Here is a 19211-nt window from a genome sequence, read left to right on the forward strand (position 1 = left end):
CCGGGTGTCTGGGTGGGGTGCCATTTACCTGTCTTGCGGGCTTCCAGCAGCGGTTCGGCTTTGGCTTGGGATATCTGTCCCTGATTGGGTTCATTTGTTTTGCTTCGTGTGGTAGGCTCGGCGCAGGCGTGAACGTGATGGCCGACCACCTCTCAAGAGGCGTGCCTTTCCGCCCGGGACACAACGGGTGAGGGGTAATCCAGGGGAACCAGGGGCGTCGACGCTGAGCTGCGAGGGTAAGTAATAGCCCGTACTGCCGGGCCTCCGAGACCAGCGAACCAAGATGGATCTGCATGGGCAGATCCTTGAGTTCGTACGTCGGGAGGTGACCGGTTCGATGACCACGCTGCAACAGCCCCAGCATCCTGTGCTGGGGGCCGTGGTCGCGATCACCGGCGCCCTTGAGCGGGTTGCTGGGGCGAACCCGGTGTTCATGGCCACCGATCAGAAGGCCGCCACGCTGCTCGAGATCGCCCGCGCCAAGGCGCAGCTGGCCGAGCTCGAACTGCGGGTGCTCGCCACCGCCGACGATGTGGCCACCGACTCGGCTGCTCGGGATGTGGCGGCGTGGTTGCATCACCACACCCACCAGCGCCCCGAGGCCCTGCGCGCCGACCTGCGGCTCGCCGATGCCCTGGACCGGACCTACCACCAGGTCGCGGCCGCGATGCGCGCCGGTGCCTGCAACCCCGCCCAAGCGCAGGTGATCGTCGCAGCCCTCGACGACCTCCCAGCCGGCCTCGACCCCGAGATCCGGGCCAAGGCCGAGGAGACGCTGGTCGGCTACGCCACCGAGTTCGACCCCACCCGGCTACGCCGCCTCGGGCACCGGATCCTGGACCTGATCGCCCCCGAGATCGCTGAAGCCGAAGAAGCCAAACGGCTCGCTGCCGAGGAGGCCCACGCCCGGAAGAAGACCCGACTGGCCATGCGGCGCCTCGGGGACGGCACCACCCGGATCTCCGCCGTGGTTCCGGATGCGGCCGCGGACCGGTTGGCCACCAACCTCGAAGCCTTCGCCTCACCCCGACGCGATGACGGCACCCGCACCGAGACCGGCGAGTACCTGCCCTACGACCGCAGGCTCGGGCTCGCGTTCTGCCAGATGCTCGAGACCCTCGACCCCGCCCGGCTCCCCATCCACGGCGGCGACGCCACCACCGTGATCGTCACCATCGACATCGACCAGCTCCGCAAACAGGCCGGGGTCGCCGAGATCCTCGGCGGCACCCCGATCACCGCAGCCGAAGCCAGGCGCCTGGCCTGCACCGCCGGCCTCATCCCCGCCGTCCTCGGGGGAGACTCCGAGGTCCTCGATCTCGGTCGCAAGGAACGGTTCTTCACCGCCGCCCAACGCCGAGCACTCCTGCTGCGGTCAGCAACCTGCGAGGCCGAAGGCTGCGACATCCCCGGCACCTGGGCCGAAGCCCACCACTGGATCGCCTGGGCCCAAGACGGCGCCACCGACCTCGACAACGCCGCCCTGCTCTGCTCCCATCACCACCACCGCGCCCACGACACCGCGTACCTCCATGAGCGCCTGCCCAGCGGCGACATCCGCTTCACCAGACGCACATAGGTCGGTCAACAGCGCGTCCGTCTCACTTCGATGAAGCCGAGAGATCCTCGGAATCAGTTAGCGCTATAATTTGCGCATGCATGCAAATACGCAACCTCCGGTGTGGGGAGACGACGTGGTCACCCTCGCCGTCGAGGTGCTGCGGATGCTGGCCGATCCCACGCGCCTGCAGGTGGCGGGGCTGTTGTTGGACGAGGAGCGGTCGGTCTCCGAGCTCGCCGGGATGCTGGAGAAGCCGGTGCCGGGGGTCTCGCAGCATCTGGCGAAGATGCGGATGGCGCGGCTGGTGACCACGCGGAAGGAGGGGACATCGGTGCTCTACCGCGTGGAGAACGGGCACGTGCGCCAGTTGGTCCTCGACACGATCGGTCACGTCGAGCATCTGCTGGACCAGGTCCCGGCGCATCACCGGTCGGGGGACGAGTCGGCATGACCCACACGCTGCACGATCACCGACACGACCAAGGCCATGGTCACGGGCACGGTCATGGGCACGGGCATGCGCACGGCGGAGGATGGGCCCGCTTCCGCCATGCGGTCTCGGACGTCTTCGGAGCGCACTCCCACGATGCCGCGGATCAGGTCGACGAAGCCCTCGAGGCGGACGTACGGGGCCGCAGGGCGTTGTGGATCAGCCTCGGTGTCCTCGCGCTGACGGCTGGCATCCAGGCGGTCGTCGTCGGTCTGACCGGCTCGGTGGCCCTGCTGGGGGACACGCTCCACAACGTCGCCGACGCGCTGACCGCGGTGCCGTTGCTGGTGGCGTTCTGGCTGGCCCGGCGCCCGGCCAACGACCGGTTCACCTATGGGTACGGTCGGGCCGAGGACCTGGCCGGGCTGTTCGTCGTGGCGATGATCGCCCTGTCCAGCATCCTGGCGGCCTGGGAGGCCGTCGACCGGTTGTTCCATCCGCGCGAGGTCGAGCACGTCTGGGCGGTCGCGGCGGCGGGGGTGGTCGGGTTCTGCGGCAACGAGATCGTCGCGCGCTACCGGATCCGGGTGGGCCGCCAGATCGGGTCGGCGGCGCTGGTCGCGGACGGGCTCCACGCGCGTACCGATGGGTTCACCTCGCTGGCCGTGGTGTTCGGTGCTGCCGGAGTCGCGGTCGGGATGCCGTGGGCCGACCCGCTGATCGGGCTGCTGATCGCGGTCGCGATCCTCGGAGTGCTGCGCTCGGCGCTCAAGCAGGTCGGCGCCCGGCTGATGGACGCGGTCACCCCTGATGACGTCCGCAGGGCGAGGGAGGCGGTCGGCACGGTCGACGGCGTGCTCGAGGTCCGCAGCCTGAGGCTGCGGTGGATCGGGCACACCCTCCACGCCGACGGCGACATCACCGTGTCCGCCGACCTCCCGGTCTCCGCCGGCCACGACATCGCGCACCACGCTGAGGAGCACCTCCTGGAGGCACTGCCGCGGCTGACCAGCGTGGTCCTCCACGTCAGCCCCGACGGCGCGCACGCCTAGGATCTGCGTCGATGAACATCTTCGAGTTCGACGGCAAGAGTCCGCAGATCCATCCCCACGCCTGGGTGGCGCCGACCGCGACGCTGATCGGTGACGTACGCCTCGGGCCCAACGCCAGCGTCTGGTACGGCGCGGTGCTGCGCGCCGACGTCGGGCCGATCGTCATCGGCGAGGGCTCCAACGTGCAGGACAACTCGGTGCTGCACGTACGCCCGGGATCCTCGCTCGAGATGGGGCCGCACAGCACGGTCGCGCACGGCTGCGTCGTGCACGGCGACCGGATCGGGACCGGGTCGCTGATCGGCAACGGGGCGGTGGTCTCCGACTCCGTCGTCATCGGTGACGGCTGCCTGATCGCGGCCGGCGCGATGGTGGTCGAGGGGACCGAGATCCCGGACCACTCGCTGGTCATGGGTGTCCCGGCCAAGATCCGCGGCACGATCGAGCCCGGCACCAACCCCGCCGTGATCCTGGAGCTCAACGCGCCGGGCTACGTCGAGTTCATGAAGCTGCACCGGGCGACCGTACGCCCGGTGCAGGGCTAACCCTGACCCTGAGGTTGAGGGTTCATTCGGCGCCGCATTCCACACAGTGGAGCGTGCCGACCCGGCGGTCGGCCTCGCAGGTCGAGCACGGGGCGATGGTCTCGCGGCCGCAGCCCTCGCAGTGCTTGCCGCGGACCGGATAGCCGCAGTAGGGGCAGTCTCCCTTGCGGACGCGCATGGCCGGGATCCGCTTGGCCAGGAGCCGTTGGACGGCGACGAACACGCCGACGGTGGCCGCGGCGCCGAGCAGCGACAGGATGAGCGGCCCGAAGTCGGCGTACTCGAAGGTGTAGTGGAAGGCGAAGACCAGGGCCATGATCACGCCGGTCGCGGCGAGGGCGAAGCCGAGCGGAAGGAAGCGCGAGCCGCTGCGTCGCAGCCGGTAGAGGACCCAGAATCCGACCAGGCAGAGCAGGATGATGAAGCCGAGGCGGAAGCCGATCTGCATCGCTTCATGACCGGGTATCTCACACGCCGTCTCGCCGTTATTGCACTGGTCCCAGTCCATGTAGAGCGGCCACCAGCCGGCCACCTTGACGTAGAACCAGACGGTGCCGACGAGCAGGAAGGCGGTCAGTGCGACCGCCAGGAACCGCTCGCTGCGGGTCGACTCGACCTCGTCGGCGGAGATGGTGGTCTTCATGGCGTGCTCCTGTGGGCTCGGGTGCGGGCGTGGAAGCCGACCTCGAGACGGCAGTCGAGGGCGGCAGCCACCCGGAGAAGGGTGTCGATCTTGGGAGGGCGGGAGCCGGACTCCAGTCGAGCGATCGCCGACTGGGTCGTGCCGCAGAGCTCGGCGAGCTCGCGCTGGGACAGGCCCCGCGCGACCCGATGCTCGGTGACCTGGGCGGCGATCCCGACGTAGAACGCGGTGTCCTCGTCGTCGATGCTCATGAAATCGAAGGTATCGCAGTTCTGCTATGCCTGTCCATAGCAGAACTGCTATGGATTCGGTGAGACGATTCGGGGGCCGGGTCGCATACGGCCTAGTGTTGACGCTCGTGAAGACGTTCGACGAGCTCTGGGCCGAGCTGAGTGAGAAGGCCCGGACCCGACCTGAAGGATCCGGCACCGTGGCACAGCTCGACGCCGGGGTCCATGCGATCGGGAAGAAGCTGGTCGAGGAGGCCGCCGAGTCCTGGATGGCGGCCGAGTACGAGGGTAAGGAAGCGACCGCGGAGGAGATCTCCCAGCTGCTCTACCACGCTCAGGTGCTCATGCTCGCCAGCGGCATCTCGATCGACGACGTCTACTCACACCTGTAGGGAACCCCATGCCTGACAACAATCCGACCGACATGCTCCGGATCGCCGTGCCCAACAAGGGCTCGCTCTCCGTCGCGGCTTCCGAGCTCCTGCGCGAGGCGGGCTACCGCCAGCGCGAGGACTCCAAGCGCCTGACCCTCATCGACGAGGAGAACGGCGTCGAGTTCTTCTACCTGCGCCCGCGCGACATCGCGCTCTACGTCGGCGAGGGCACTCTCGACATCGGCATCACCGGCCGCGACCTGCTCCTCGACTCCGGCGCCAAGGCCGACGAGGTGGTCGGGCTCGGCTTCGGCCGATCGCGGTTCCACTTCGCCGGCCGCGCCGGCGACTTCACCTCGACCGAGGAGCTCCGCGGCAAGCGGATCGCGACCTCCTACGTCGGGGTCGTCTCGGCCTTCCTCGAGCGCGAGGGGATCGACGCGAGCGTGACCCGGCTCGACGGCGCCGTGGAGACCTCGATCCAGCTCGGTGTCGCCGACGCGATCGCCGACGTGGTCGAGACCGGCTCCACGATGCGCCAGGCCGGCCTGGAGATCTTCGGTGAGCCGATCATGCACTCCGAGGCGGTGGTGATCACGCGTTCGGGCGCCCAGCTGGGGGCTGCGTACGAGACCTTCCGCCGCCGCCTCGACGGCGTCCTGATCGCGCGCAGCTACGTGATGATGGACTACGACATCCGCGCCGAGTTCCTCGCCGAGGCCTCCGCGATGACGCCCGGTCTCGAGGGTCCGACGGTCAGCCCGCTGCACCGCGAGGGCTGGGTCGCCGTCCGCGCGATGGTGCCGAGCAAGGGCTCGCAGAAGCTGATGGACGACCTGTACGCCGTGGGTGCCCGCGCGATCCTGCTGACGGAGATCAATGCCTGCCGGATCTGATCCCACCGCAGCTGAGCGACCGGTGAAGCTGCCGCACACCTGGCGCCCGCTCGGGGCCCGCGTCATGGGCTGGTTCCTCGTCGCGGCTCTCGCGGTGATGTGCACGATGGTCTGGGTCGGCTTCACGCCCGAGATCAAGGCCCAGGTGACCATGTTCGAGCGGCTCACCTTCGGCGCCGTGGGCCTCGGGATCGTGACCTGCGTGTACGCGCTGACCAGGTCGCGGGTCGTCGCCCGCACCGACGGCCTGACCGTGGTCAACGGCTTCAAGCGCCGCGACCTGGAGTGGGCCGAGGTCCTCGCGATCAACTTCCCTCGCGGCGCGCCGTGGCCCAACATCGACCTGGCCTCGGGCCACAACATCTCCGCGCTCGGCATCCAGGCCTCCGACGGAGGCTCGTCGAAGAAGGCTGTCCGCACGCTGCGCGCGCTGGCCGAAGAGCTGTCGTAGCGGCGACCCTGCGGCGAACCGTTTACTACGCTTCGGGGAATCCTCGCCGGAACTGCTGATAGCCATGCCCGCAGCGTCCTAGCGTATCTGCGTGATCACATGGACTCGTGCCATCGCCGTGCTGGCGGCGGTGCTCACCCTGGCCTCGACCGTGCCGGCCCAGGCCGCGCCGGTGCACCAGGTCGGCACCTGGGGTGCCTCGGCCGACGAGGTGGGCGGTCAGACCGGCGCCGCCGGCCTGGCGGACCGGTCGGTGCGCAACCTGGTGCACACCTCGCTGGCTGGCTCCGGCGTACGCATCACCCTGTCCAACGCGTTCGGCGACCGTCCGGTGACCTTCGCCTCGGCACACCTGGGTCTGGCCGGTGACGGTGCCGCGGTGGTGTCCGGCACGAACCGGCAGCTGACCTTCGACGGTGCCGATCAGGTAACCGTCGCCCCCGGCACCGAGGTGCTCAGCGATCCGCTCGAGGCTGCGGTGCCGGCCGATACGACCCTCGCGGTGAGCTTCCACGTCGTCGGTGACAGCGGCCCGATCACCGGGCACGACGTGGCCACGCAGACCTCCTACGTCTCCGGGACGGCGGGCGCGGACGTGGCCGGCGAGGAGTCGGGTGCGGCGTTCACCACGGAGATCTCCAGCTGGTACTGGGTCGAGAGTGTCGTCGTCGAGAAGCCGCGCCGCGTCAAGACCGTGGTGCTCTTCGGCGACTCGATCACCGATGGCAACGGCTCCACGGTCGGCGCCGACCGGCGCTACCCCGACGTGCTGGCCGACCGGGTGGCGGCGAGCTCGTTCGCCGGCCGGTTCGGGATGATGAACGAGGGCATCTCCGCCAACCGCGTCCTCGCCGACTCGACCGGTGGCCAGCGCGGCCTGGACCGCTTCCGGCGAGACGCCCTGGACCAGCCCGGCGTCTCGACGGTCGTGCTGCTGGCGGGGATCAACGACATCCGCTGGGACGACGCCGACGAGGCCTCCGACCTGATCGGGGCCTACCGCGATCTCATCGCCCAGGCGCATGCCGAGGACGTGTGCGTCGTCGGCGCCAGCCTCACCCCGTTCGAGGGCGGCAGCCGCTACACCCCCGCGCGCGAGCGGGTGCGGGTCGCGGTCAACGAGTGGATCCGAACCTCCGGCGAGTTCGACGACGTCGTCGACTTCGACGCGGCCACGCGAGACCCCGCACGACCGGCGCGGTTCCTGCCCGCCTACGACTCCGGGGACCACCTCCATCCCGGCGACGCCGGCTACGCGGCGATGGCCGATGCGTTCGACCTCGGGCTGCTGGAGTGTGACCGCTGAGGGTTCAGCGCCGGCCGACGAGGACCGCGAGAGTGATCGCCGACAGCGCCATCGAGATCGTCGCCCCGGCCGCGTCAGGGGCGAACAGCGTCGGGATGCTCACCAGCCCGGCGATGTCGAAGCCTCGTGCCGCATTGATGAACAGCGTGACCGGCATGGCACCCATCGGCGTCGAGACCATGACCGAGGCGTAGTCCGGTGGCGGCGCGGACAGCCACCGGGTCCACGCCGCCAGTGCGCCGAGGCCGACAGCGGGCGCCAGCAGCGGATGCGGCAGCGCCCACAGACAGCCCAGGCCGTACGCCACCAGCAGCACCGTCGGCACGAGGAGAGCCCCGAGCCGGAGCTGCCAGGACCTGGCGCCCAACAGTCGCACGAGCCCGCTCGAGCGCGACAGGACCCGCACGCCGGCGCCGAACGGGACAGCGGCCCAGAACCCGACCACGACCATGACCGGCACGGTCAGGGCACCGGCGCCGGCCGCCTCGAGCGCGTACGCCGGCAGGACCGCGGCCGCCAGGACCAGCATGCGCAGCGGTGTCCGGCCCAGCCTGATGACGTCGGCCGTGACCAGCGCCAGCGGCCCCTTGGGCCCGCGCGGACGCCGGGGCCGAACGACAGCGCGCTGCCTGCTGGTGTGCTGCAGGACGACGTCGTAGGCCAGAGCGGTGTCGAGCCCGGCGAGCGCACCGGAGAGCCCGTTCGCCAACCCGTGCCCGCGGGTGAGGTCACGGCGACGGAGCCCGCCGAGGCGGCGGTGACCGAGTGCGGCCACCGTACCGGCGAGCGGCGCCGTCGCAGCGGGTGCCAGCCACCACCGCTCGCCGGCCGGCGGTGCGAACCCGCTCGTGATCCCGGCGGCCACGCCTGCCAGGGCGGCGAGGGCCGCAAGGGCGGCGATCGGCCCGATCATCCGCCAGACCGAGCGGGTTCGTGACTGGGCCACGGCCCCGGCCGCGTACGTCATCGACGCCAGCGCGGCCGCGGTCAGTGCCAGGGCGCCGACCGTGATCAGCGGCCATCCCGCCGTCACCGCTGCGAGGGCCGCCAGGGCCGCCGCGGCCACGGCGGCGAGCACCAGCATGGTCCAGTACTGGCGCCGCAACCACCGTCCGCGGTCCACCGGCGTCGAGAGCACCATCGCCGATGTCGCCGGAGACGCCATGAGCGGCCCCAGGAGCCGAAGCACCGCGGCACCCAGCGCCAGCCAGATCAGCACGACGAGAACCGGTCCTGCGGTGCGCGTCCCGACGCACGTCTCGCCGGTGCACGCCGCGACGGCCTGCCCAGCGTTGATCACCGCGCTCACCAGCCCGGAGCCGTAGACGAGGACGGTGAGCAGGCCGAGGTATGCCTGGTAGAGCATCTCTCCCCAGGGTGCCGTCACCCGGCCGCGACGCCAGGATCGGATCAGTCCGCGGATCTCGGCGGGTGTCGGGGCGTCGGTGGTCATGCGGTGTCGGGCGAGGACCCGAGGCGTACGACCTCGTCGGCCACGGCCTCGACGACGGCCGGATGGTGGCTGGCGAACAGGATCCCGACGCCGGCCTCCTTCTCGCGTGCGAGCAGTCCGGCGAGCCAGTCGACGCCCTCGGCGTCGAGCCGCTGCTCGGGCTCGTCGAGCAGGAGGAGCCGCCGGGGTCGCACCAGCAGCGACGCCAGGGCGAGGCGTTGACGCTGGCCTGAGGAGAGTGAGCCGGGCAGCTGGCTCGCCTGATCGATCAGGCCCACCTCCTCGAGCACACGGTCGACCGTGCCCGTGGGGTCCTCGACCCGGTGGGCGTGGGCGAGGAGGTCGAGATGCTCGACGACCGCGAGGTCGGGGAAGAGGTCCAGGTCGTCGAGGAGGGTGGCGACGTCCCGGCGCACCTGCGCGGAGCGTTCGTCGTACGCCTTCTCGTCGAGCAGCACCTCGCCGGTCGTCGGCTCGTCGACGCCGGCGACGCAGCGCAGCAGGGTCGACTTCCCGGACCCGTTCGCCCCGGTGAGGGCGATCGCCTGTCCGGGCTCGAGGGTCAGATCGAGTCCGTCGAGGACGGCATGCTCGCCGTAGGACCTGCTGAGCCCGGAGACCTTCAGCAGGGTCATCGGACCGCGGTGATGCCCCAGGTGACCTCGAGGCGCTCGTCGGGGGCGAGCGCGATCAGGTCGGTGCCGGAGTTGAACGCGTCCGGGGGAGCGGTCATCGGCTCGACGGCGAGACCGCCGCGTGCGGGTGACTGGTCGTCGGCGCTGTAGACCATCAGCCACGGGTGGCGCTCGTCGACCCAGAGCGCGACGCCCCCGTCGGGGCCCTGGATCGTGACGGTCGCCCGTCCGTCCTCGCCGCGGTCGAGGTCAGTGAAGGCGTGGTCGAGGACGACGTCGCCGACAGACTTGGCGGAGGTGAAGTCGTAGTCGGTGCCGGCCGTCGGCTCGCTCGTGGTGGGCAGCTTGCGCTCGGGGTCGGAGAGCAGCCGGGTCCGCGCCGGGAGGGTGAGCGTCCAGGCATCGACCGGGCCGGCGCCGGCGGTGAGATAGGGGTGGGCGCCGACGGCGTAGGGCGCGGGGGAGTCGGCGTGGTTGGTCGCCGCCTGGGTCACGGTGAGCCCATCGGGACCGATGGCGTACGTCACCTCGAGGTCGAGCGTCCACGGGTAGCCGCTCTGTGCCATCAACCGGGTGGCCAGGGTGATCGAGCTCTTGGCCTCCTCGATGGGCAGCCACTGCGCCCAGCGCACCAGCCCGTGGGAGGCGTTGTTGCGCGCGACCTCGGTGACCCCGAGCTGATAGTTCTTCCCGCCGAACTCGTAGCGGCCGTCGCGGACCCGGTTGGGCCACGGCGCCAGCAGCTGACCCTTGCCGCCGCTGGACTGCTCGTCGTCGCCGAACCCCGCGATCAGCTCCCGCCCCTCGTAGGACAGCAGGCGCAGTGCGCCGCCACTCTCGGTCACCGTCGCGGAGTAGCCCCCGCCGTCGATCGTGAACTGCTCTCCACTCGGTCTCAGCACGCTCACAGGCTATCGAGGTGGCCGGTACGACCGATGACCGGTCGGGTTAGCCTCGGGCCATGGAGCGACGACAGCTGGAGTTCTTCCTCGCCATCGCCGAGGCGGGCAGCTTCACCAGCGCCGCGGCGCGGCTCCACGTCGCCCAGCCGTCGTTGTCGTACGCCGTGCGGGGGCTCGAGCGGGAGCTCGGTGGTCCGCTCTTCGAGCGTCACGGCAGGGGCGTGCGCCTCACCCCGGCGGGGTCGGCGCTGCTCGGTCCGGCCCGCCGGGTCGTACGCGGCTTCGAGCTCGCCGCGGGCGCGGTGCGGTCGGTCTCGGACGAGGGGTTCGGCCGGCTGCGGATCACCTCCAGCACGGTGTGGGCGGTCGAGCCGCTGGTGCCGGTGCTGGCCGAGTTCCGGCGGATCCAGCCCGCCGCGCAGGTGGTCGTCACCGACCCGCAGCACCGATCCGACGTCCTGGACCAGGTGCGCAAGGGCGAGGCCGACGTGGGGCTGATCGACGGCGCGACGCCGCACGGCCCGTTCGGCTCGCACCGGCTCGCCGAGCACGAGCTGGTGGCGGTCCTGCCGCCCTCGGGCGAGGCACCGGAGGAGGTCCGGATCGAGGAGCTCGCCGAGATCGGCCTGATCGCGACGCCGGCCGGCACGGCGCTGCGTACGTTCCTCGATGCCCGCCTCGAGGCCGCCGGCCTGCCCACCGAGGTCGCCATCGAGACGGCACACGTCGCCTCGATCATCCCGCTGGTGCTGGCCCGTGCCGGGGTGGCGGTGCTGACTGAGGGCATCGCCGGAGCGGCGTCGCGGGCCGGCGCACAGATCGTGCCGCTAGTCCCGGTGGCCCGGGTGAGCGTGTCCCTGGTGTGGCTGGAGGAACGCGGTCACGCGTTGGTCGAGCAGTTCGTCGCGCTGGCTCAGGACCTCACCGATCTCTGACCGAGATATAGAGATTATCTATCGCAGCATCTCGATCCTGGTCTTGCTCAGTGCGCGGACGTGCTGGAACACCCGAAAGGTCAATGTCTAGTGTGTTAGACATATATGAACCGATTGGATGGAGCACGCATGCGCCGCCCCCAACGCCTTGCCGTGGCAGCCCTCGCCATCGCGGTGACAGCCGGCACCCTGACCGCCTGCACGACCGCGAGCGAGCGTGACGGCTTCGCCCAGAGCGACTCCGGGGGAGCCGAGGACTCGGTGGTCCTCGCCGAGCAGCCGTGGGTCGACCTCCAGGTCGAGAACGAGATCGCCGTCCAGATCCTCCATGAGCTCGGCTACGACGCGAGCATCAAGAAGAACCTGTCCGTAGAGAACGCGGCGACCGCGGTCTCCTCGGGCCAGATCGACGCCTACCTCGGCAACTGGTGGCCCTCGCAGGAGCCCAGCTTCGGCGACCCGATCGACGCAGGCGACGTCGAGGTGCTCTCCACGATCGTGAAGGGCACCGAGTACGCCCCGGCGATCCCCGGCGACGTCGCCGAGGAGCTCGGGATCGCTTCGCTCGCCGACCTCGACGCGAACGCTGCGAGGTTCGGGAAGAAGATCTACGGCATCGAGGCCGGCTCCCCGGGCAACGAGACGATCCAGAAGGCGATCGACGAGGACGCGTACGGCCTGGGGGACTGGAAGCTGGTCGCCAGCGGCACCCCGGCGATGCTCGCCCAGGTCGAGAAGTCGCAGAAGGCCGGCCAGCCGATCGTCTTCCTCGGCTGGAGCCCGCACTGGATGACCGTGCAGTTCGACGCCGCCTTCCTCGAGGACCCCGACAAGGTCTGGGGCGGGGCCGGTGAGATCCGCACCGTCACCCGCAAGGGGTTCGAGGACGACAACCCGGAGATCGCCGAGCTCCTCGCGAACCTGACCTTCACCACCGACGAGGCCGGCCAGTTCTACTACGACCACGACAAGTCCGGGAAGGAGCTCGCCGACATCGCCGAGGCGTGGATCGACGACAACCCCGACAGAGTTGCCGAGTTCCTCGACGGGGTCGAGGACGCTGACGGCGAGAAGGCGGAGATCTGATGAGCGAGACGAACCACACCGCCGAGCCCGCGATCGTCGGGCGAGGGCTGAGCAAGGTCTACGGGCTCGGCAGGAGACAGGCCGAGAGGGCGCTGGCCGCCCAGGACCCCCGCGCGGCGGCCGCCGCCGCGGGCGGCTATCTCGGCGCCCACGAGATCGACTTCGAGATCGCCAAGGGGGAGATGTTCGTCGTCATGGGCCTGTCCGGCTCGGGCAAGTCGACCGTGCTGCGGATGATCAACCGGCTCAACGAGCCCAGCGCCGGCGAGCTCCTGATCGACGGCGAGGACATCACCAAGGTCTCCGATCAGCGGCTGCGCGAGCTCCGCAACAACGGCATCGGCATGGTCTTCCAGCACTTCTCGCTCTTCCCGCACCGGACGGTGCGGGAGAACGCGGCGTACGGCCTGAAGGTACGCGGCATCGCGAAGCCGGAGCGCCTCGAGAAGGCCGACGCCGCCCTCGACCGGGTCGGCCTGGGTGGGCGCGGCGACAAGTTCCCGCACGAGCTCTCCGGCGGCATGCGGCAGCGGGTGGGTCTGGCCCGCGCGCTGGCGGTGGACCCGCCGATCCTGCTGATGGACGAGCCGTTCTCGGCGCTCGACCCGCTGATCCGGCGCGACATGCAGGACCTGCTGGTCGAGCTCCAGGCCCAGGACCAGCGCACCACGGTCTTCGTCACCCACGACCTCAACGAGGCGATGCGGATCGGCGACCGGGTGATGGTGATGCGCGAGGGACGGGTCATCCAGCTCGCCCCCGGACCCGAGATCGTGGCGCATCCCGCCGACGACTACGTCAGCGAGTTCGTCTCCGACGTCGACCGGGCGCGCGTGCTCAGCGCCGCCGACCTGATCCGGCCGGCCCGCCTCGTGCTCCCCGAGGACATCACGCCTCACGACGCGCTGCGCAGGCTGGGAGAGAACGAGGTGACCGGTGCCTTCGTGACCGGCGCGGACGACAGGCTGCTGGGTGTCGTGACCGACGACCGGCTGGTGAGCCTGACCCGCCGCGGCGCCACGAGCGTCCACGGCGCGCTGGGCGAGGACTTCCACCAGGTCAAGGAGAGCGACGTGATCGGCGACTTCATGCATCTGGCGGGCCGCCAGGTCGTGCCAGTCACCGTCCTCGACGAGGACGGCAGGCTGCGCGGCGTGGTGCCACGGGGCGCGATCCTCTCGGCGCTCTCCACCGTGAACGACGAGGCCGCGGAGGTGGCCCATGCCTGATCTTCACATCGGCGACATCGGCGAGAACGTCATCAACTTCCTCACCGACAACCTCGGTCCGTTCTTCGACGGCATCAAGGAAGCGCTGAACTTCCTGCTCCGGATGGTCTACAACGTGCTCGGCGGGCTGCCGCCGATCGCGATGATCATCGTGCTCGCCGTGATCGCGCTGGTCGTCACCCGCCAGGTCGTGCTGACCCTGGTGCTGACCGCCGGGTTGCTCCTGATCGAGTCGATGGACCTGTGGTACGAGACGATGCAGACCACCACCTCGGTGCTCGTGGCGGCGCTCGTCGCGCTGGTGATCGGCATCCCGCTGGGCATCTGGTCGGCCTTCTCGCCACCGTTGCGGGCCGCGCTGCGGCCGATCCTCGACCTGATGCAGACGCTGCCGGTCTTCGTCTACCTGCTGCCGACGATCCTCTTCTTCGGCGTCGGTGACGCGCCCGGTCTGGTCGCCACGATCGTGTTCGCGCTGCCGCCCGCGGTCCGGCTCACCCAGCTCGGGATCAACCAGGTCGACCCCGAGACCGTCGAGGCCGCCACCGCCTTCGGCGCCGGCCGCTGGGAGATCCTGCGCGAGGTCCAGCTCCCGCTGGCGCGCGAGTCGATCATGACGGGGGTGAACCAGGTGATCATGCTGGCCCTCTCGATGGTCGTCGTGGCCGGCCTGGTCGGCGGCTCGGGCCTCGGTGGAGTGGTCGTCAACGCCGTCCAGGGCCTGCAGATCGGTGCCTCGATCGAGGGCGGTCTGGCCGTCGTCGTGATCGCGATCTACCTCGACCGGGTCTCGGCTGCGCTCGGTGGCCAGCGTGGCCTGGTGCCGTCGTGGTGGCCGAAGCTCGGCCGCGGTCGCGGTGCCCACGTGAGGACCGCCGAACCCGAGCTCACCCCCGCCTGACCCGCAATCCCCGATCGGAGGAGAACGAACGTGACCATCACCGAGCTGCACCGGCCCGCGGACGTCGTCGAGACGACCTCGGGCGTACGGATCCGCCGCGCCGGCGCCCGGATCGGCGCCGTCATCGAGGGCCTGCACCTGGCCGAGGCAGACGATACCCAGATCCAGGACGTACGCAACGCCCTGCTGCGCCACAAGGTGCTCTTCTTCCGTGGCCAGGACGGGCTCACCGACGAGGCGCAGAGCGCCTTCGCGGCCCGGTTCGGTGAGCTGACGACCGCGCACCCGACGGTCAACACCGGTTCCGGGCGGGTGCTGAGGGTCACCGCGAACGCCGGCATGGCGGCCAACGCGTGGCACACCGACGTCACCTTCGTGGACCGGGTCCCGGCGATCTCGGTGCTCCGCGCGGTCACCCTGCCGCCCTACGGTGGGACCACGATCTGGGCGAACACCGTGGCCGCCTACGACCGGCTCCCGGCGCCGTTGAAGGCGCTGGCCGAGGCACTGTGGGCGGTGCACACCAACTCCTACGACTACGCCCAGCGCGACGAGGAGCACGAGCAGCCCGACGCCAACTACTCCCGCGACGACTTCGCCTCGATCCACTTCGAGACCCGGCACCCGGTCGTCCGCGTGCACCCCGAGACGGGGGAGCGGTCGCTGGTGCTCGGCTCGTTCGTGAAGGAGTTCGAGGGACTGACCTCCACCGAGTCGATCCACCTGTTCAACCTGCTCCAGGACCGGGTCACCAAGCTGGAGAACACCATCCGCTGGGCCTGGCAGCCCGGTGACGTGGCGATGTGGGACAACCGGGCCACCCAGCACTACGCGGTCGCCGACTTCGACCATCACCCGCGCGAGATGCGCCGGGTCACGGTCGCGGGTGACGTACCGGTCTCGGTCGACGGGCGGCGCTCGGAGGTCCTCCAAGGTGACGCGCGGGCCTACAGCCGGCTGGACGAGCTGATCTCCTGACCTCCGCTGGTCGAGCCGCCGGAGCCGGCACGCTCGGCCGCAGGCGGCCTCGCGGCTCGACCAGCGGGGGCTAGGTCTGCACCACGACGTCGGCGCGGGCCTTGGTGTCGTTGGCGGTGAAGTGGTCGGTCTCGGCGGCCGCCCAGGCGTCCCAGTGGGGTGCGAAGGTGTCGCCGTCGCGGTCGATGCCGCGTCGCTTGCGCTCCTCCTCGGGTGCGTCGACCCAGGCGAGGGCGGTGCGGAAGCCGTCGTACGCGGCGGCGCCGCTGCCGACGCCTTCGATGACGAGCAGCGGGCTCGGTGGGACCAGCACGGTCTCGGTGTGCACGCGGGCGTGCCAGTCGTAGCGGCGGTAGGAGCCGGGGGCTCCCTCGACGAGGGGGAGCAGGATCGTCTCGAGCTGGGCGATGCCGTCGGCAAGACCGTCCCAGCCGGCGTACAGGTCGTCCATGTGGATCACCGGGGCTCGGGTCATCTCGGCCAGGGACGTGGCCAGCGTCGTCTTTCCTGAGCCCGCAGGGCCGTCGATGCAGATCAGCCGTCCGGGACCGAGTGTGGCTGGACGGCTCATCGCGATCGTGAGGAGATCGGCGGCCGGCTGGCCGAAGCGATCAGTGGAGCCGGTCAACGTCAGGAGATGCCGTACTTCTTCAAGATGTCGTTGACGTCGGCCATGTCCTCGTCATCGTCGTCGACCACCGGGCCCTTGGCCGTCCTCGGAGCCGCGACCGAGGCCGGGCCGGCCGAGCCTGCGGGCGCTGCGCCGGCGGCCCCCTTCCGGGCTGCTCGGCTCGGCTTCTCCTTGGTGGGCAGGAGGCGGGAGACGAAGATCAGCACGATCGCGATCGCGGCGAGGCCGAACCCGATCCAGACGGTCGGGCTGAAGACCAGGCGTGCGGCCCAGTCGCCGATCGCGTCGACGATCCGGCTGCCGGCGCGCAGCAGCCCGGTCAGGTAGGCCGCCGGGGCGAGCAGCGTCCACCCGAAGGCCCTCACGCCGGCTCCGAGGCCGCGCCGTCGGAACGCGACCCAGGTCCAGATCGCGCCCAGAACGGTGAGCGCTGCGGCTAGTGCGAGGTAGGCGCCTTGGTCCATGCCCACAGTCTTCCACCGTCCCGGTCGTCCGGCACCCGGACTGTCCCCGATATCGGCCCTGATCTTCGGCTGAGGTTCAATGGAAGCGATGAACGACAAGCGACTTCTCGGCACCGCATTTCCCGGCGACACCGGCGAGACCAGCGCCGAGGTGGCGACGGTGATGAGGTCGTACGCCGCGGGCCGGGCCACGCAGACCGACGTGCTCACCGTCCTGGCGGCCGCCCGGGTGCTGGTCCCGGTCGTCGCGGTGCTGGGCGAGGTCGAGGTCGACGATGCCGGTCTGGCCCACGACAAGTCCTCCGACATGGCCACCGTGCTGCTCACCGGCGCCGACGGCCGGCAGGCGCTGCTCGGGTTCACCGGCACCGCGCCGCTGCAGGCGTGGCAGGCCGACGCCCGCCCGGTACCGGTCTCGCTGCGCGATGCGGCCCAGGCCGCCGTCCACGACGGCGCCGATGCCCTCGTGCTCGATCTCGCCGGTCCGGTCCCGTTCGCGATCGAGGGCGATGACCTGCACAAGGTCGCCGAGGGCTGGCAGCTGGCGACCGTCGGGCCGCGTACGGCCTGGGTGCGGCCCTAAGGATTGGGCACCGCGGGGAATGTTGCAGTAGTGTTCCGTGTTGACCGATCAGCCGACGTACGCCGTCGGTTCGATCCAACAAGCGGAGATCACGACAGCGTTCTCCCACCCGCATCGACCGCCCAGCAACAGAGGTCGTCGGGTCCGGTCCCGAAGACAGTGTCCCAGAAGTTCATGGGTCTATGGATTCGGTGGTGCGAGCCCGATCGTGGGTGAGCGTCCTGACTGGCTTCCGCTTGTGACAATCCAGCGGAAGCCTTTTTTGATTTCCGGACCGCCCGTGCACGCGGCCCGGAAACCGAGATCCAGAGCCTCCGCAGCCACAACAACTGGAGGACACATCAGCACTGAGCTTCGTATCAACGACCGGATCCGGGTTCCCGAGGTCCGCCTCGTTGGTCCCAACGGAGAGACGGTCGGCATCGTGCCGACCCCTGACGCGCTGCGCCTGGCCCAGGAGGCCGACCTCGACCTGGTCGAGATCGCCCCGCAGGGCAAGCCGCCGGTCTGCAAGCTCATGGACTACGGGAAGTTCAAGTACGAGAACGCCCAGAAGGCCCGTGAAGCCCGTCGAAACCAGACGAACGTGATCATCAAGGAGATGAAGCTTCGTCCGAAGATCGACAAGCACGACTACGAGACCAAGAAGGGTCACGTCGTGCGGTTCCTCAACGCTGGGGACAAGGTGAAGATCACGATCATGTTCCGTGGTCGTGAGCAGCACCGTCCCGAGCTCGGCTTCCGCCTGCTGCAGCAGCTGGCCGACGACGTCCAGGAGCTGGGCTTCGTCGAGTCCTCGCCGAAGCAGGACGGCCGCAACATGATCATGGTGCTCGGCCCCCACAAGAAGAAGGCCGACGCCAAGGTCGAGGCCAAGGAGGCCAAGGAGGAGAAGGCCGCCGAGCGCGCCGCCGACGAGGCCGCCGAGAAGGCGGAGCGTACGGCCGCGAACGCCTCCCGCCCGGTGTCGGCTCCCAAGCCCAAGCGCCGCTCGGAGAACCTCGACCCCGACATCGACCTCTGAGTCGATCCACTGACTTCCGCCGCCGCGGCGCCCCGTGACCGGCCGGACGACGAGAGAAGGAAGAACTATGCCGAAGAACAAGACCCACTCCGGTTCCAAGAAGCGCTTCAAGGTGACCGGTTCCGGGAAGATCCAGCGCCTGCAGGCCGGCCGCAAGTCCGGCGCTGCGTTCGCCTCCGCGCCGACGACCGGCTCGCGCAAGAAGCACCGTCGCAACGCCGGTCTGGTGGAGCTCGCCCCCGCCGACGTCAAGCGCGCGAAGAAGCTGCTCGGTCTCTGACCGCTGATCACCCGAACTTTCCCCAGAGCATTCAAGGAGCACTGAAATGGCACGCGTCAAGCGCGCAGTGAACGCTGCGAAGAAGCGTCGCACCACCCTCGAGCGGGCCTCCGGTTACCGTGGCCAGCGCTCGCGCCTCTACCGCAAGGCGAAGGAGCAGGTCACCCACTCCCTGGTCTACGCCTACAACGACCGCCGCAAGAACAAGGGCAACTTCCGCAAGCTGTGGATCCAGCGGATCAACGCCGCCGCGCGTGCCGAGGGCATGACCTACAACCGCTTCATCCAGGGTCTCAACCTGGCCGGCATCGAGGTCGACCGCAAGATCCTCGCCGAGCTCGCCGTCAACGACGTGGCCGCGTTCAACGCGATCGTCGCCCAGGCCAAGGCTGCGCTGCCGGAGGACGTCAACGCCCCGGCGAACGCCTGAGCCAGATCTCGGCTGAGTTAGATCTCGTAGGGACGCCCGTCGACGCATCAGCGGAGGCGGGCGTCGCTGCGTGCTCGGGACCGTTCGACTTGGCGGCATTTTTCCCCCCGGGCGGGGCAATTCCGCCCCGAACGGCTAGCAAACAGTTCCATTACCCCCCCGGGGGGGGGAAGGACTCAAGATTGAGTCCGG

Annotated in this window: 24 protein-coding genes; 17 read left to right on the forward strand and 7 right to left on the reverse strand. The window is 70.0% G+C overall.

Annotation, left to right across the window (positions count from 1 at the left end; all coding sequences use genetic code 11):
• The first annotated feature begins 337 nt into the window (after nt 1–337).
• The 4 genes from ACFV9G_RS23080 to ACFV9G_RS23095 all read left to right on the forward strand — a co-directional run bounded on the left by ACFV9G_RS23080 (nt 338) and on the right by ACFV9G_RS23095 (nt 3588).
• On the forward strand, nt 338–1579 hold the full coding sequence (locus tag ACFV9G_RS23080; protein WP_378730298.1) for a DUF222 domain-containing protein: 1242 nt from the start codon (nt 338–340) through the stop codon (nt 1577–1579).
• Between the two features lie 76 nt (nt 1580–1655).
• On the forward strand, nt 1656–2012 hold the full coding sequence (locus tag ACFV9G_RS23085) for an ArsR/SmtB family transcription factor (RefSeq protein ID WP_378730301.1): 357 nt from the start codon (nt 1656–1658) through the stop codon (nt 2010–2012).
• Entirely contained in the window at nt 2009–3043 is a 1035-nt protein-coding gene (locus tag ACFV9G_RS23090; RefSeq protein ID WP_378730304.1) for a cation diffusion facilitator family transporter, read from the forward strand. Before ACFV9G_RS23085 ends, ACFV9G_RS23090 begins: the two co-directional genes overlap by 4 nt.
• 11 nt (nt 3044–3054) lie before the next feature.
• Nucleotides 3055–3588 (forward strand): gamma carbonic anhydrase family protein, encoded by a 534-nt coding sequence (locus ACFV9G_RS23095; protein WP_378730307.1) that lies wholly within the window; start codon nt 3055–3057, stop codon nt 3586–3588.
• 22 nt (nt 3589–3610) lie between these two features.
• Here the strand turns inward: ACFV9G_RS23095 and ACFV9G_RS23100 are convergent, their stop codons facing one another.
• Complete coding sequence (locus tag ACFV9G_RS23100; protein WP_378730310.1) at nt 3611–4231, reverse strand: hypothetical protein; 621 nt, start codon at nt 4229–4231, stop codon at nt 3611–3613.
• Nucleotides 4228–4482: a helix-turn-helix domain-containing protein gene (locus ACFV9G_RS23105; protein WP_378730313.1), complete on the reverse strand. Its 255-nt coding sequence runs from the start codon at nt 4480–4482 to the stop codon at nt 4228–4230. Before ACFV9G_RS23105 ends, ACFV9G_RS23100 begins: the two co-directional genes overlap by 4 nt.
• 50 nt (nt 4483–4532) lie before the next feature.
• Between ACFV9G_RS23105 and ACFV9G_RS23110 the strand changes: the two genes are divergently transcribed.
• The 4 genes from ACFV9G_RS23110 to ACFV9G_RS23125 all read left to right on the forward strand — a co-directional run bounded on the left by ACFV9G_RS23110 (nt 4533) and on the right by ACFV9G_RS23125 (nt 7488).
• Nucleotides 4533–4853, forward strand: coding sequence for a phosphoribosyl-ATP diphosphatase (locus ACFV9G_RS23110; RefSeq protein WP_378730316.1), 321 nt, complete (start codon nt 4533–4535; stop codon nt 4851–4853).
• Nucleotides 4854–4861: 8 nt separating this feature from the next.
• Entirely contained in the window at nt 4862–5731 is an 870-nt protein-coding gene (gene hisG, locus ACFV9G_RS23115) for an ATP phosphoribosyltransferase (protein WP_378730319.1), read from the forward strand.
• Nucleotides 5715–6182, forward strand: coding sequence for a PH domain-containing protein (locus ACFV9G_RS23120; RefSeq protein WP_378730321.1), 468 nt, complete (start codon nt 5715–5717; stop codon nt 6180–6182). Before hisG ends, ACFV9G_RS23120 begins: the two co-directional genes overlap by 17 nt.
• Nucleotides 6183–6273: 91 nt before the next feature.
• Nucleotides 6274–7488: an SGNH/GDSL hydrolase family protein gene (locus tag ACFV9G_RS23125; protein ID WP_378730323.1), complete on the forward strand. Its 1215-nt coding sequence runs from the start codon at nt 6274–6276 to the stop codon at nt 7486–7488.
• Nucleotides 7489–7492: 4 nt separating this feature from the next.
• On the opposite strand, the gene ACFV9G_RS23130 is transcribed toward ACFV9G_RS23125, so the two are convergent.
• From ACFV9G_RS23130 to ACFV9G_RS23140, 3 genes are read right to left on the reverse strand one after another with little or no spacing between them, the layout of a single operon-like run.
• A complete protein-coding gene (locus ACFV9G_RS23130) occupies nt 7493–8941 on the reverse strand; it encodes a DUF6297 family protein (RefSeq protein ID WP_378730325.1) in 1449 nt (482 codons plus the stop codon).
• Nucleotides 8938–9576 carry a heme ABC exporter ATP-binding protein CcmA gene (gene ccmA, locus ACFV9G_RS23135; RefSeq protein ID WP_378730327.1) on the reverse strand — a complete coding sequence of 213 codons (639 nt, stop codon included), beginning with the start codon at nt 9574–9576 and terminating at the stop codon, nt 8938–8940. The genes ACFV9G_RS23130 and ccmA overlap by 4 nt, the downstream gene beginning before the upstream one ends.
• Nucleotides 9573–10478, reverse strand: coding sequence for an aldose 1-epimerase family protein (locus tag ACFV9G_RS23140; protein ID WP_378730329.1), 906 nt, complete (start codon nt 10476–10478; stop codon nt 9573–9575). Before ACFV9G_RS23140 ends, ccmA begins: the two co-directional genes overlap by 4 nt.
• A 59-nt stretch (nt 10479–10537) precedes the next feature.
• On the opposite strand from ACFV9G_RS23140, the gene ACFV9G_RS23145 reads away from it, so the two are divergent.
• The 5 genes from ACFV9G_RS23145 (at nt 10538) to ACFV9G_RS23165 (ending at nt 15607) form a co-directional block, all read left to right on the forward strand.
• A complete protein-coding gene (locus tag ACFV9G_RS23145; protein WP_378730331.1) occupies nt 10538–11413 on the forward strand; it encodes a LysR family transcriptional regulator in 876 nt (291 codons plus the stop codon).
• A gap of 129 nt (nt 11414–11542) precedes the next feature.
• The gene (locus ACFV9G_RS23150) at nt 11543–12499 is read left to right on the forward strand and encodes an ABC transporter substrate-binding protein (RefSeq protein ID WP_378730333.1); all 957 of its coding nucleotides are present in this window, start codon (nt 11543–11545) and stop codon (nt 12497–12499) included.
• A complete protein-coding gene (locus ACFV9G_RS23155) occupies nt 12499–13728 on the forward strand; it encodes a glycine betaine/L-proline ABC transporter ATP-binding protein (RefSeq protein ID WP_378730335.1) in 1230 nt (409 codons plus the stop codon). The genes ACFV9G_RS23150 and ACFV9G_RS23155 overlap by 1 nt, the downstream gene beginning before the upstream one ends.
• A complete protein-coding gene (locus ACFV9G_RS23160; RefSeq protein ID WP_378730337.1) occupies nt 13721–14629 on the forward strand; it encodes an ABC transporter permease in 909 nt (302 codons plus the stop codon). Before ACFV9G_RS23155 ends, ACFV9G_RS23160 begins: the two co-directional genes overlap by 8 nt.
• Before the next feature lie 30 nt (nt 14630–14659).
• Nucleotides 14660–15607, forward strand: coding sequence for a TauD/TfdA dioxygenase family protein (locus ACFV9G_RS23165; protein ID WP_378730339.1), 948 nt, complete (start codon nt 14660–14662; stop codon nt 15605–15607).
• A 70-nt stretch (nt 15608–15677) separates the two neighbouring features.
• Here ACFV9G_RS23165 and ACFV9G_RS23170 read toward each other — a convergent pair whose 3' ends face one another.
• Entirely contained in the window at nt 15678–16178 is a 501-nt protein-coding gene (locus ACFV9G_RS23170) for a 4-amino-4-deoxy-L-arabinose transferase (RefSeq protein ID WP_378730341.1), read from the reverse strand.
• Between the two features lie 59 nt (nt 16179–16237).
• A complete protein-coding gene (locus ACFV9G_RS23175; protein WP_378730343.1) occupies nt 16238–16702 on the reverse strand; it encodes a hypothetical protein in 465 nt (154 codons plus the stop codon).
• 88 nt (nt 16703–16790) lie between these two features.
• On the opposite strand from ACFV9G_RS23175, the gene ACFV9G_RS23180 reads away from it, so the two are divergent.
• The 4 genes from ACFV9G_RS23180 (at nt 16791) to rplT (ending at nt 19019) form a co-directional block, all read left to right on the forward strand.
• Entirely contained in the window at nt 16791–17285 is a 495-nt protein-coding gene (locus tag ACFV9G_RS23180; protein ID WP_378730345.1) for an SseB family protein, read from the forward strand.
• A gap of 280 nt (nt 17286–17565) precedes the next feature.
• Nucleotides 17566–18309 carry a translation initiation factor IF-3 gene (infC, locus tag ACFV9G_RS23185; protein ID WP_378730347.1) on the forward strand — a complete coding sequence of 248 codons (744 nt, stop codon included), beginning with the start codon at nt 17566–17568 and terminating at the stop codon, nt 18307–18309.
• A 67-nt stretch (nt 18310–18376) separates the two neighbouring features.
• On the forward strand, nt 18377–18589 hold the full coding sequence (locus ACFV9G_RS23190) for a 50S ribosomal protein L35 (protein WP_141804417.1): 213 nt from the start codon (nt 18377–18379) through the stop codon (nt 18587–18589).
• Between the two features lie 46 nt (nt 18590–18635).
• Complete coding sequence (gene rplT, locus ACFV9G_RS23195) at nt 18636–19019, forward strand: 50S ribosomal protein L20 (protein WP_141804418.1); 384 nt, start codon at nt 18636–18638, stop codon at nt 19017–19019.
• Nucleotides 19020–19211: the final 192 nt, after the last annotated feature.

It is taken from the genome of Nocardioides sp. NPDC059952 (assembly GCF_042730435.1).
Lineage (GTDB): Bacteria > Actinomycetota > Actinomycetes > Propionibacteriales > Nocardioidaceae > Nocardioides.